This is a genomic window from Jeotgalibacillus malaysiensis, assembly GCF_044789845.1.
GTDB classification, from domain to species: Bacteria; Bacillota; Bacilli; order Bacillales; family Jeotgalibacillaceae; genus Jeotgalibacillus; species Jeotgalibacillus malaysiensis_A.
Window position 1 is genome coordinate 3,266,680 of the sequence record NZ_CP085252.1, and the last position, 12,701, is coordinate 3,279,380.

A 12,701-nucleotide genomic window follows, 5' to 3' on the forward strand; every position below is an offset into this window, starting at 1 on the left:
CCTTTGACTATTTAAGTACACCGGTCAGACGTTTCTGATACAGTTTTCTGATTCCTTTCAAATAGGAAGCTGCTTTGTACTCAAGTTCCATATTTAAATCTGTTTGATTTGGAATCAGCCATCTTTTTAGCTCATTTAATGTATGCTTCGGATGATCATAGCTGAAAAACTGATACTGGATAAATGCACGATACGTATCATGCGGGTAAAGCTTTTGCTTAATAGTAAGTGATTCAAGAATACCGACTTCAAAGAGAAACGGCGTTTCGTTAACTAGATGATTTAATACAAACGTTATACGTTTATACGTCCGCTCCCGCTCAGCTCTCTCCAACAGCTGCTGAAAATCGACAGGCTCTTTGGCCTCCTGCAACACCTGGATCAGGTCAATAAAATATTTCGGAGAATCCAAATTATGACGCCAGCCGTGAAGGCATGTGAAATAGAATGTATCTTCATCTGACAGCTGATACATGTAAGGAAGGGTACTTTGCATTGCATTCTCCCAGATGTTTTCCATATCAATACCCGTTGTATCCCCTCTCATAAACCCCCAGTGAACTTCAACACTGAATGGAATCGTAGAACCTTTAACAGGCCGGTAAAAGGATGTATGGAAATGACCGTCGATTTCTTCCTCATTCTTCAGAAACCCTGATGATTGAAGAAGTGCGGAAGTTTTTTCAATATCCTGCGGCAGTATCAGAAGATCGAGGTCGGATGTTGCCCTTGCACAGGCATCTCCAAAATAACGTTCAGCAAAAAAACCGCCTTTTAACGGAATGACCTTTATTTCTTCATCACTTAACCGCTTTACGACCTTTTGACTTTCAATCGAGAGCCATTTTAAGAGAAACATATTTTTCTTATATGATTGCTTAAGCGCTTTTCGAGCAAATCCAGGTAGCTCATTGAACTTTTCCGATTGATGAAGAAGTGTGTAAACCTGAGGCAGTATCCCTTCAGATTCGGCGAATTCCGTCAGGCGGCTGTATTGCTGCCACTGCAGATGATCTTCTGTGTAGAGCAGTCTAAGTACTTGTCTTACATCCATTTTACTGCCTCCCTTCTATTAGATAACGTCCTGACGTTGAATACTTCTTTGTGTGAATTGATCTGCCTGTATCAGCTCTTTATACAGTCCTTCTCTCTTCAACTCTGCATGCGTGCCGGCTTGAACTAACTGACCTTCTTTAAAAACGAGAATCTGGTCGGCATGCTGAATCGTTGAAAGCCTGTGCGCAATGATAATCGTTGTTCTGCCCTTCATCAATCGCTGAAGCGCCGATTTCACAAGCATTTCTGTTTCACTATCGAGTGCTGAAGTCGCTTCATCAAGAAGCAGGATCGGCGCATCCTTCAATAGTGCTCTGGCAATGGCAATCCGCTGACGCTGACCTCCGGATAACCTGACGCCTCTTTCACCAAGCTCTGTCTGATATCCTTCAGGAAGACTCATAATAAATTCATGAATATTTGCATCCCTTGCAGCCTGCACCATTTTTTCAAAAGTTGCATTTGGCGCAGCGATTTTCAGGTTTCCCTCTACAGAACCACTGAAAAGGAAGGTGTCCTGAGGGACGTAGGAGATTGCGCTTCTTAACACCGCTACATCCATTTCATTTATCGGCTTCCCGTCCAGCTCAATCGAACCCTCATTCACTTCATAAAACCGCATAATCAATTGAAACAACGTTGATTTTCCTGCCCCGCTCGGACCGACAAATGCCGTTACCTGTCCAGCCGGCAGCTTAAATGAAAGATCCTGAAACAGCGGGCTGTTTTCCTGATATGAAAAGTGAATATTTTTAACGTCAATTCCCTGACTGATTTGAATCACATCTTTTCTAAAAGGTAACTCTTCAGCTGTTTTCGTCTGGTCAAAAACTTTCACTACCCGTTCAAGGGCTGTCATTGACCGCTGATATCCGGCCCACTGCCCTGCAAAGCCTGTAAGTGGAGAGACAAGTAAATTAACGAGATTCACAAAGGTTAGCAGCATACCGGCTGTAATGGACCCCTGACTCACAAAAAAGGCACCCATCAGCAAGCTCGCAAGAAATGTTAAGCTTGCTACAGCCTGACCTCCTGCATAGAATGTCCCCTGAATTTTCGCTTCTTTTAATTCCAATCTATATAAATCTTCCGTTTGTTTTCGATATTGGTTATGAAACAGATTCTCGAGTGTAAATGATTTAATCACAGTCATACCGTGAAATGTATCATTTAGCTTTTTAGTTAACTCGCTGATTGTTTCATGAATAATTGTGCCATTCCTTTTCAGCAGTAAGCCGAATACCGCACCTGCAATAATTGCAAGCGGTGCAACGGATAAGCTGATAAGAGAAAGCTTCCAGCTGATAGACATCAGGTAAATTAAAGCAGCAGTAATCATAATCGGAAACCGGATCAGATTTAACAATCCACTTCCAACGACTGCATTGACACTATGAATATCATTTGTAAAATGCGACATCCACTTACCTGAATGATCTTTATTTAGATCAGATGAAGATAATGTAAGAATATGAGCATATAAATCCTGATTTAAATCTTTTTTAATATTATTCATTGAAGTTGTTTCAACATATGTCCAGATAAAGTTTGATAAAATCTGATAAGTAACAAGCATAAGCCCGATCACCAGCAGAAATCTCAGTCTTTCAAAGTTTCCATTGATCGCCGCATCAATGACATTCCCCATAAACCATGCGAATGCCAGCGTAACACCTATCCCGATTAACAGCATGACGATCATCGCCAAATAGGACATTTTGTATCGCCAGACATAAGGAGCAAGGAGCCGGAATATCTTTTTAAAGTTTTTTACAGATAAATATTGTCTGATTTCCTCCTTCCGTTCCACAGTCAGCAAGTTCATCCGGTCCCCTCCTCACCTTTTCTTTTTTGATAAAAGCACATTACATTTTCTGTACCAGTAACGTTGAAGCAAATGTGCATGCACCTTCCACATCCCGTCGTTTGGACCAACCCATTTGGACTGCTTCTTTACTTTCATTAACTCACCAATGACCTGACCCGCTTTAATCACCGGATCCATCCCGAGATTTGCGTCCCCTTTAAGATAAAGGCCGGATTGCTTTTCATAGATCAGGCGGTGAACGACAAAGCGTCCCTGATCGTCTGCATAAAGATAAATGCTCCCTGGTGTCAACGTTTGTCCGCTGACTGATTTAAATACACACCGCTCACCTTCAGTAATAAGAGGGAACATGCTTGTACCCTTACCAGTCATTTCAAAAGTTCCACTCACATCCAAATGCTTTCTAAACAGCTCCAGCCCTGCTTCACTGAGATTCATTTCCGACCAGCCCTTTTTGCTGCATATCTCTTAAGAACAATTCAAGGTCCCGCTCAATGATTTCAGGTGGTGCGTCATAAACCAGTAATAGCTGCTGTCTGATCTCATCGATCGTCTTCCCTTGTTTTAATAGTTCCCAACAGAATAATCCGGTTTCGTTCAATGTGGTAACAGTAAACTGTTCAGCATGTAAAATCACTGCTTCATCGTTAAACACCATCTTTTCCTGTTCACCCGTTAATACAATTTTCATGATGACATCAACTCCCAAAAAGTAGGATCTTTCTTGAAATACAAATGATAGACTTCCGTTTGCGTAATCAGCTGCTGAAGCATGGAAGTAATTTTTTTCACGTCTTCTTTATTCATAGACCAGTAAAAAACTTTATCCATCAACAAGATAAAGGCCTGGGCCTTACCCATTTCCATTCTGTGATTGTCAGGAGACTGATGCAGGAGGTTAAGGCTCTTTAGACTGTATGGTCCTGCACCTGCAATGTCCATCAGTTCACTTCTGAAAGGTGAGTGATAGATTAACACACCTTCTTCAGGATGGATTTTAATTAAGGTCGCTTCATCAGATAATAATGGTCTTGGCATGGAAAGCTGTGCTGCTGTTGATTTTCCTGCTCCGGATCTACCAGTGAAAATATGTGCATCCTGATTATCAAGTACACAAGACGAATGGAGAAGAATTCCCCAATTTTGATGAGCGATTAAACCGCTGTATAAGGTCATGATTGAATGTTTAAGTGCAAGGGGGCTGTGTACAGTGACTTCAGCACGTGTATAGCTCGGATCAACAGTAATTGTGAAATCATCCCTCTGGTAAACGATACTTTCGCTTTCGCCATTCACTTTCACGTCGTATGAAGTAAAAAGCTTTTCGTGTCCTTTGAAAATCGTAATTTCAAGGTCATGCTGATCAGTTTTGAATGGCATGAAAGAAAATACAGTGCTGCATTCTCTAATCACTTCTTGATCTGTTGAATAGATTCTGATTGAATGGGTTCCGATTTTAGTTTGAATCTCCATTGGACATCATCCTTTAATTTGTATAGATCCGGTTTCCTGTATTGCAAGAAACAGCTCAGGATAACCGGACTAGAGAGCTTTTATTATGGTCTATTACCATTGCCGTTTCCATTACCATTGCCATTTCCGTTGTTATTACCAGGGCCGCAGTTGTTAGGGAATTGAGATCCATTTCCATTGTTATCCGGAATCGTAGCATTAGGGTTGTCTTTCGCACAGTTCCAGCTCTGAGCCGTCTCGAAATGAATCATCTGATGCTCCTTCACTTCAGGTGCTGCATACGCCATTTTCATATTTCTCACCTCCATCCACCTAAATGTTATCTCAATTATTCTCAACTGAGAACAAATTGATTCAAGTTAAGATGCCCCCATCTGCTTTTGCAGAAGGTGACTGAATAAATTGGTTTTTTCCTGAGCCAGCTGTTTAAAACCACCCTGCTGGATGACCTCTCCCTGGTCAAGTACGATAACCTGGTCAGCATTCCGAATTGTTGAGAGTCTGTGGGCAATCACCAGAATTGTCATTTTGCCCTTCAGCTTTTCTATTGCCTCTTGAATGCTTGCTTCACTGTCAGCGTCCAGCGAACTTGTTGCCTCATCCAGGACAAGTACAGAAGGTTTTCTTAAAATCGCTCTTGCTAGTACAATTCTCTGTCGTTCTCCACCCGATAGTTTAATACCACGGTCGCCAATGAGCGTATCAAGCCCTTCCGGAAGTCTGCTAACAAAACTGTCTGCGGAAGCAAAAGTCAGTGCTTCCCATAACTCTTCATCTGTAGCATCACCTCTCACAAGCAGTAAATTACTGCGGATTGAAGTGTTAAAGAGAAATGGATCCTGCGGTACATAACTGATTGTCTTCCGTAATGACTGGATTTTTCCAGGCGTTAAAAGCTCACCATCTACCAGAATCTGCCCCTCATCAGGGATATTTAGTCCCATCAATAAGTCTACCAGCGTACTCTTCCCGGCTCCTGACCGGCCGACAAACGCAGTCATTTCGTTCGCTCTGATTCTTAAAGAAATATCTTGCAATGTAAAAGCACTCTGATCACTCTGGTACCTAAACGATACGTTATTAACAATCATCGATTCTTTTACAGGTAGCGCAGGATATTCTGATAAAGCAGCTTCAACTTCTGCACTGGCACGGCATTTCTGCTGGAGGTTTTGAATGCCTTTAAATGATGGCAGTACTGTTGCAATCTGTTCAAGTGATGCCTGAATGCCAGCCACTCTAGGCCACAGTCTTGAAAAGATCACCATGATCAGCATAAGCTGCGCGAGTTGTGCACTGAAAACCATAATGGCTATATAAATAAAAACTGCAATTAATATAGAAGAAGCAATCTTATAGTACGTTTGTGAAGTTGCTCTTAGACGTGAATAATCCGTCTGCTCCTGTTTCATGCGCTCTGTGAGGTCTTCAAACCAATCGAGTCTCGACGGTTCAAGAGAATTACTCTTAATCTCTTTCATCCCATTCATTTGATCGGTAATCCCGGCCATGTATTCTCTTTGAAGTTCATAGTTTCTTTTTCCAAGTGCAAGAGACTTTTTCAGGAACTTCCGGTTGAAAAATACAAGTGCTCCACCAAAGAGCAATACAAAGGTTGTAATGACCGGCGCAAGAATAAATGCAAGAATTACCTGAAATACAGTCGTGATTATAGAAGACGCAAACTGCAGAACTGCCTGGGTACCGCTACTTGCTCTTATGACCTCCCCTGCCAATGCGTTTACCAGATCAGATCGTCTATTGCTGATAAAAAATAACCAATTGGACCTGATTAATTCACGATACGTTTTTACCCTCAAATGCTTTAAAAACCCCTGATATATAATTGCATTTCTCACACTGACTTCTCTGTGTAACATGTATTGAAAAGCTGCCAGTACAAGGAAGACTGATAAAATAAGCAATAATGAAGTTCCTATTGGCATATTCCCCAAGAAATCGAACCAGCCTGCAAACGGAATGACAGAAGAATCAAAAGGTATGATGCCTGTCAGTCCGATCATCGGAATCAGCATAATCATTGCTGCACCTTCGAGCAGACCTATCAAAATCATCGCGCTGATATTGATATAGAGTGTACGTCCCGCAAATCCCTGCATTTCTCTTAAAAAATAGTGCATCTCTTTCATGTCTTCACTCCTTCAGCAACGGCAGGCCCTTTGCTCTTCCTCCAGATCCAGAGCACGGGTCTGAGAGGAAAATAGAGCAGGTGCAGCTGTTTTGGAAGTGGCAGTGTATGAACGTCTTCCGGGTAAGGGTAGAGCGTACTCGCTGCAAAGTATATTTTCTGTTTACGTGACATCAGCGCATATAGATGCTTACGGTGATAAGCCGATACTTCTTTATCTAAAGGAAGGTTGTGCAGATTGATCATCCGTTCTAAATAGAACATTGCCTCATTTGCCAATTTCTTTGCATGTGAATCATCAACAAACGGCAAAGCTTCATCTGGAATCCGGATTTTAAATAGCTGATTAATTAAAATCAGTGACTGACCTGCAATATGCCGGGAATAGTGCTGATATTCATTTGATCTCATCTCAATCCAGTCAGGCTGAAGAGCAAGAAACTGTTTGATATCCATCAGCCAGCGCAGCCTGGACCATCCATGTCTCGCCCCATGATGCACCAGGAAATAAAAATAATCTTCTTTACCAAGAAGATAAGCATGATCACTAATCGACTGTTTCCTCTGCCATAAGCATTCAAAGCCCGGCTCCTTACCTGGCCCCGGATGAAGCCGCCAGTGCAGCTCAACTTTCATTTTTTTTTCAGGATGAAGGTAGGCAACATGATGGTGGCGCCACTTCCAGTCCCCAAGAACTGATTCAATATAGTCATCCTTGATATAACCGAAATTCAATAGAAGCTGCTCCGCCCGCTCGAGATCTTTTAATGAAATAAAAATATCCAGATCTCCAGAAGTTCTCAGCGACAGGTCGCCATATAAATAGCTGCCCATTTCCGGTCCTTTTAATTGAATCATCCGGATCTTTTCAGCATGAAACAACTGGTTTAATTGCTCCATTTCCATTCCGAGCCGCAGCATATTAAAGACATTCTTCTTGTAAAGGACTTCAAGATTTCTGACCACTTCGTCTGGTATATCAGATCGACGTTGCTGAATAATATCTTTATATAAAACAGGAAACACCCTGTGATGCTTTGCCTGCTTGAGAAACAGCTGCCAATCAATTTGCTGCATTGACTGCGGGGGTCCCCCATTTAAGATAGTCAGTAACAATTTAAATTCCGGTGTACATGTATCCAGCTTTACCATCAGTTGTACCTCCCTTCATGTTAAGTCAGCTTTTTCGCAAACATTCCAACCACTGTGTACCGCTTTCTCCCTTTTGCACCTGTGATGATAAATGGTCCGCTTCGCAGCCATGCATGCGCCGCAAATTGTTCTTCTTCATCTTTACCAGTTCCTAAATACAATGTACTTGAAATCTTTCTTCTGGAGAGCATATTCATTGCAGCGACAGCCTGCACTAGACACATACTTTCCCAGGGAGTATAACGACTCATTAGCTGGACAGCTTGAGAAACAGCTGCTAACGTCTGGCGGTCTTCAGGTCTGACTTCCTCAGAAGTCTCAACCATATTTTCACCTAACTTTTTGGACACCTTTTTAAAAGGGAGGGCCTTGAAGATCCGGCCATACGCGAGTTGGATAAAAGCCTCCGGTAACATCTTTTTAACCGCCGGATCCATTGTCCGATATAATTGAAGCTTTGCGATCATCTAAAACCCTCCCTGTTATTCATGCTGGATCAGATTTTCCTTCATCAATTCATTGACAAAATCCATTACTTCCATTTCACATCTTGAACGGTCAACCTCATATCTTGATTCCAGCTCATTAATTACAGCCTCAATAGTGACCGGCTTTTCAATTAATGACCAGATTTCTCCACCAATTGTTCCAAGATTATAATACTTTCCATTTTCAATGCTCAGCATGACTTTTTCACCGTTCATGTCACTGACAATATGGCCTGGTTGTTGGAAAATCACTGAGTAGGATGTTAGTTCATTCTGCTTTTGCATATTGCAGGTCCTCCTTATTAGCAATACTAATAATCATATCTGCAAGCTCATGTGCTGTTGATTGATTTTCAGGTCTTGTGATTTTGTAGACATCCACCTGTCCTGCAAGTCGGGCAGTTGTGTTGAAATGCCAGTCGGTTAAACCTATTCTGTTGATGAATGACTTTCTATAAGTATGATGAAATAATAGTGGTAACCTTTCAATCCCCTGTACATTTTTCACAAGCGGTTGCGAAAGGTCAGCTTTTGATAATTCAAAAACGCCTGCCAGTTCTACCTCTCCATTAAAGTAAAACCGTTTTACCGGAACATTGAACTTCGTTTCTCTCAGCATGATGGATTCATAATCGTCAGCATCCATACTGAACATATCCAAGCTTTCCACCCACAGTTTCTGCTGGGCATATGAAGATGAAAGATAAGGCACACCTTCTTTAAATCGAGTAGCAAGAATATCATCACTTATCAACTTATAGCCCTTTTCCATTAATGCTCTGGCTAATGTAGACTTTCCCGCACCTGAATCACCTACAATTGCATAAGCTTTGCCATTGATTAAAACTGCGCTGCCGTGGAGCGGAAGAACTTTTCTCTGGAGCAGAATAGCACCCATGCAACTACCTAAAAGGTATAATTTAATCTGTCTTAATTCAGCTGACTCTGTTGATTGATATTGAATGGTATGTCCGCCTGTAATTTTGAACCAGCCAATATCATTTACTTCAAACATGATGTGACCATCTCTAGCAAAGCTTTTAGTGTTTTCATTGCTCTCTGTTTTCCATTCTAGAGATAGCCTGTCACTCCTTGTGATACTTACATCACATTTTGTTGTGGCGAGCTTCAATTCTGATAATTCAACATCACTTTTGATGCCTAAACCAAAAGCTTTGTAATCATATAATGTATTCATATTAGCCCCCTTTGAATTAAAAAGAGCCCTTACATCGCTAATGGCATATAAGGGCAGGAATAAGTAGAAGGAATAGGGATCAACTAAAGTGAATCATTTCATCTGGGTCCGGTTGTACGTCATCTGGTGTTCTGATACCTGGGCCTGCAAATGTTTCTTCAACATCAAGCTTTTCTAGCGATAGCTCTTTCCATTCTTTCTTCATATGTCTCACCCCCTTTCAAGTTATTCATATATCTATTTAAAATAATAAAACCCATTAATAGTTTAAAATCATAATCTAATGTCAGCGCTTTAGAAGGAGTTTCTCCTGCTTGCTCCAGCAGCTGCTTTACTTTCTCTCTATTAACAAGAGGAGACAACTTATCTTGTTGTAGAAGGGTAAATATTTCCTCCCTTAAAGAATGCCAATCTTTTTTTACTCGAAACCCTAAATCAGCACTCTGTAACCCTCTCACTTGATAATTCAGCCGGATCTTTTCAGGTAGCACTCCATCCATTGAACGTCTAATTAATGCACGGTCCATACCATGTTTAACAAATTGGTCTTCAGGTATAGATAAACAAAACCTGACGACTCTTAAATCATTTGTCGGATCTCTAGTCCAGACTTTGTACCTTAATGACAGCTTTGCTGCTGCAGTATAATTCGAGAGATAAAATAATTGATTAAAATATTTTTTTCTCCAGTCATATGCATTAAATGTCTGTTCAGTATGTGTAATTAAAGAAGAGTTTTGCAACTTCTCAGCTAAATGGTGCTTAGCAAAGTATTTTTCATTCAATAATGTTTCAATCTTCTCTCCTTTAGTGCGATTTCCTTGTAACCTTGTCAACGTCTTTTCAACAATTGACTTGCGTCCTTGACCGCTTTCAATATGGAATTCTTGTATTTCTCTCAATAGTCTAGTCAGTTTCATTGATTTTAAAAGATGAGAAAAGTGATCAAATGGATTTCCCCAGGATACTGTAAAATTTCCTCTGGAGCCATTTAACAAAACACTTACTCCCTCTTGAGCAGCCCTTTCGTTTACTCCTCTGATCCAGTAAGAATTCTCAAAGAATTTGTAAGGGGTTTCCATAATGTCTATCCACTGATCAATATCCCGATAACTGTTTCTCTCAGGAAATGACTCATAGTGATGAATAATGTTATCATTAAGCTTTAGAATCTCTTCGATATATTCTTCCTCATTTGCTACACGTTTTCGTGAAGTCCAATCTGAGAAGCCTGCTACTGGAATTACACTAAATGAGTGGATCGATTTTTTTTGCTTTTTTAGCTCCTGAGCTGCAACACTTGTCACTGATCCAGAATCGAGTCCGCCACTTAAAAACGAACCTACTTTACCAACTGTTCTTAACCTGTCTTTTACTGCTCTTTCGAAAATTTCTTTGAATGCTGCTGCGTACTCTTCATCTGTTTTAAATCTGATTTTTTCATTTTCAGGAAGCGTAATATATCTGTGTTGCCGATATGCGCCGTTTTTGATCGTAAAATAATGGGCTGGAGGCACTTGCTTAATACCTTCAATTGGTGTCATTTCCACGCCTACTCCAGGGACATAACCAGGCACACCCAAAAATTCTGCCAGCCATTCCTCATTTGATTCGTTATTAATACCTGTGGCATATTGTATCGCCCGAATTGTACTAGCTAAGTAATAACTATTCTCGTGCTTCGCATAATATAAAGTTCTCAATCCCGAGAAATCTCGGGCCCCAAAGATAGATTGATTTTTTGGGTCCCAGATGATAAATGAAAAATCTCCTATTAATTTGGCTGGACTTTTTTCACCATACTTTAAATAAGTCTTTAAAATAAGCTGGGCATCAGATAGTTTAATACCTTCTATATCTAATAGATCGAAAAGCTCTTTTCTATTATCGATGATTGCATCTGCAGTAATTACGCATCCTGATTCTTTACAATGATACGGCTGCATTTCTCCTACAGACTCAGGAGTCATCCATTGAGCGTGATTTCCTAGAAATACATTCCTGTTAAAGTATGTTTGCCGATCGTCTGAAGGAAACTCTTCATACGCCTCCATCATGCGTTCACAAGACTCTACTAAAACCTGATGGCCTTCCGGACTAATGATCGCTGCTAAAGCACTCAAAACCTCACCCCACTTAATTCTTTATAAAGAACATCGATAGTAAAAAAATTATCAGAAGAAGATTTAAGACATTTTATGTTCTTTATAAAGAACCTTATAGTTTGATTTTACTCTGAAAATTTGTAATGTCAATATGGTTAGAGAATATTTTTGAAAAAATTAGATGATTTTGTTACATTTATTTTAATTTAATATTTCTTCAAATCTATTAACCCAATTAAATGCAATATTTACTGCATCAGAACTAATTTCCTCATAGTAACCTAACCTATTAATTATCATTTCTAACATAAATACAAAATGGTAATCTTGTAGAACCTTAACATCACAGCTTGTTGCTTCACTCAGCATTTGTAATTCTCCATTCAATTCATCTACACCTTGGCTTTCCCATCCCTTATTAGAAATTCTAATTTTTACGATCGAATGAATTAATGTAATATGATCAAAGTACCTCGATCTGAAACCAAAATCATGCCAATCAATTAATCTAATCCGATTGTCATCTAACATAATATTACCAACCCAGGCGTCTCCATGAGAAAAGTTTAGTACAATTGATGTATCACCTATTTTATCAGCAATTTTTTGAGATATTTTATTGATCTTGTCTTCTTTTAGCGTATCAATGTCTATATTAATTAATGTTGAACTGATCTGATTAGTTAAATCTTTTGCATAATCAGATGCATTCACTTTTTTATTCTGAGAACCTTTGCTTATTGAATCTAAACCTTTATATATATTATATTTCTGCAAATTCCATTTATTTAATTGATGTTTAAGTGGAATAAGATTTAAATACTCTTCTGAATAAGATGAATTATCTACTATATAATAAATTTTTGGCGTTTCATCATATTTTAAATTTCTTAACTTATAAAGATAGTCTGTTTTCACTTGATTTTCTTTTGAAACACAAGTAATTTTTTTGTTTTGCAGATCAATGCATTTGTATGATCGATCCTTTAACTTAATGATTACGGAATTTTCAAGGTTTGATAAAGGTATTTCAATATTAAATGGTGAAGAACGAAAATATTTAATATTTAATTGCACAATTCTGAGGAACTTAATGACTTTCAGATTTTGCAAGGGGATTCTTCCTTTAGTATATAGATAATCTAAAGAATTTCCGTATTTCCATAACATCCAAAAAAGATTGATGACATTACAATCTCGTGTAATGAGTAGTTGATCACTGATTGAAACAACTTGATAACTCTGTTTCAAA

At 39.5% G+C, this 12,701-nt stretch carries 14 protein-coding genes; all 14 read right to left on the bottom strand.

Going from position 1 to position 12,701, the window contains the following annotated elements:
• Window positions 1-7: 7 nt before the first annotated feature.
• Window positions 8-1,054, bottom strand: a complete 1,047-nt coding sequence (locus tag LG330_RS16945; protein ID WP_404405937.1) for a nucleotidyltransferase family protein — start codon at window positions 1,052-1,054, stop codon at window positions 8-10.
• An 18-nt stretch (window positions 1,055-1,072) separates the two neighbouring features.
• Entirely contained in the window at window positions 1,073-2,881 is a 1,809-nt protein-coding gene (locus tag LG330_RS16950) for an ABC transporter ATP-binding protein (RefSeq protein WP_404405939.1), read from the bottom strand.
• 12 nt (window positions 2,882-2,893) lie between these two features.
• Complete coding sequence (locus LG330_RS16955) at window positions 2,894-3,322, bottom strand: S24/S26 family peptidase (protein WP_404405941.1); 429 nt, start codon at window positions 3,320-3,322, stop codon at window positions 2,894-2,896.
• Complete coding sequence (locus LG330_RS16960; RefSeq protein WP_404405943.1) at window positions 3,309-3,575, bottom strand: PqqD family protein; 267 nt, start codon at window positions 3,573-3,575, stop codon at window positions 3,309-3,311. Before LG330_RS16960 ends, LG330_RS16955 begins: the two co-directional genes overlap by 14 nt.
• Window positions 3,572-4,357, bottom strand: a complete 786-nt coding sequence (locus LG330_RS16965; RefSeq protein WP_404405945.1) for a hypothetical protein — start codon at window positions 4,355-4,357, stop codon at window positions 3,572-3,574. The genes LG330_RS16960 and LG330_RS16965 overlap by 4 nt, the downstream gene beginning before the upstream one ends.
• A gap of 83 nt (window positions 4,358-4,440) precedes the next feature.
• A complete protein-coding gene (locus LG330_RS16970; protein WP_404405947.1) occupies window positions 4,441-4,650 on the bottom strand; it encodes a hypothetical protein in 210 nt (69 codons plus the stop codon).
• A 66-nt stretch (window positions 4,651-4,716) separates the two neighbouring features.
• Window positions 4,717-6,507 carry an ABC transporter ATP-binding protein gene (locus tag LG330_RS16975; protein ID WP_404405949.1) on the bottom strand — a complete coding sequence of 597 codons (1,791 nt, stop codon included), beginning with the start codon at window positions 6,505-6,507 and terminating at the stop codon, window positions 4,717-4,719.
• Window positions 6,504-7,658 carry a nucleotidyltransferase family protein gene (locus tag LG330_RS16980; protein WP_404405951.1) on the bottom strand — a complete coding sequence of 385 codons (1,155 nt, stop codon included), beginning with the start codon at window positions 7,656-7,658 and terminating at the stop codon, window positions 6,504-6,506. The genes LG330_RS16975 and LG330_RS16980 overlap by 4 nt, the downstream gene beginning before the upstream one ends.
• Before the next feature lie 20 nt (window positions 7,659-7,678).
• Window positions 7,679-8,125 (bottom strand): lasso peptide biosynthesis B2 protein, encoded by a 447-nt coding sequence (locus LG330_RS16985; RefSeq protein ID WP_404405953.1) that lies wholly within the window; start codon window positions 8,123-8,125, stop codon window positions 7,679-7,681.
• Between the two features lie 15 nt (window positions 8,126-8,140).
• Window positions 8,141-8,431: a lasso peptide biosynthesis PqqD family chaperone gene (locus LG330_RS16990; protein WP_404405955.1), complete on the bottom strand. Its 291-nt coding sequence runs from the start codon at window positions 8,429-8,431 to the stop codon at window positions 8,141-8,143.
• Window positions 8,415-9,344, bottom strand: a complete 930-nt coding sequence (locus LG330_RS16995) for an aldolase (RefSeq protein WP_404405957.1) — start codon at window positions 9,342-9,344, stop codon at window positions 8,415-8,417. Before LG330_RS16995 ends, LG330_RS16990 begins: the two co-directional genes overlap by 17 nt.
• A gap of 79 nt (window positions 9,345-9,423) precedes the next feature.
• Complete coding sequence (locus tag LG330_RS17000; protein WP_404405959.1) at window positions 9,424-9,549, bottom strand: paeninodin family lasso peptide; 126 nt, start codon at window positions 9,547-9,549, stop codon at window positions 9,424-9,426.
• A complete protein-coding gene (locus tag LG330_RS17005) occupies window positions 9,509-11,467 on the bottom strand; it encodes an asparagine synthase-related protein (RefSeq protein WP_404405961.1) in 1,959 nt (652 codons plus the stop codon). The genes LG330_RS17000 and LG330_RS17005 overlap by 41 nt, the downstream gene beginning before the upstream one ends.
• Window positions 11,468-11,650: 183 nt before the next feature.
• Entirely contained in the window at window positions 11,651-12,700 is a 1,050-nt protein-coding gene (locus LG330_RS17010; RefSeq protein WP_404405963.1) for a hypothetical protein, read from the bottom strand.
• Window position 12,701: the final 1 nt, after the last annotated feature.

Coding starts and splice junctions, on each gene's coding strand:
- LG330_RS16945 (WP_404405937.1), bottom strand. CDS start 1,054: ATGGATGTAAGACAAGTACTTAGACTGCTCTACACAGAAGATCATCTG.
- LG330_RS16950 (WP_404405939.1), bottom strand. CDS start 2,881: ATGAACTTGCTGACTGTGGAACGGAAGGAGGAAATCAGACAATATTTA.
- LG330_RS16955 (WP_404405941.1), bottom strand. CDS start 3,322: ATGAATCTCAGTGAAGCAGGGCTGGAGCTGTTTAGAAAGCATTTGGAT.
- LG330_RS16960 (WP_404405943.1), bottom strand. CDS start 3,575: ATGAAAATTGTATTAACGGGTGAACAGGAAAAGATGGTGTTTAACGAT.
- LG330_RS16965 (WP_404405945.1), bottom strand. CDS start 4,357: ATGGAGATTCAAACTAAAATCGGAACCCATTCAATCAGAATCTATTCA.
- LG330_RS16970 (WP_404405947.1), bottom strand. CDS start 4,650: ATGAAAATGGCGTATGCAGCACCTGAAGTGAAGGAGCATCAGATGATT.
- LG330_RS16975 (WP_404405949.1), bottom strand. CDS start 6,507: ATGAAAGAGATGCACTATTTTTTAAGAGAAATGCAGGGATTTGCGGGA.
- LG330_RS16980 (WP_404405951.1), bottom strand. CDS start 7,658: ATGGTAAAGCTGGATACATGTACACCGGAATTTAAATTGTTACTGACT.
- LG330_RS16985 (WP_404405953.1), bottom strand. CDS start 8,125: ATGATCGCAAAGCTTCAATTATATCGGACAATGGATCCGGCGGTTAAA.
- LG330_RS16990 (WP_404405955.1), bottom strand. CDS start 8,431: ATGCAAAAGCAGAATGAACTAACATCCTACTCAGTGATTTTCCAACAA.
- LG330_RS16995 (WP_404405957.1), bottom strand. CDS start 9,344: ATGAATACATTATATGATTACAAAGCTTTTGGTTTAGGCATCAAAAGT.
- LG330_RS17000 (WP_404405959.1), bottom strand. CDS start 9,549: ATGAAGAAAGAATGGAAAGAGCTATCGCTAGAAAAGCTTGATGTTGAA.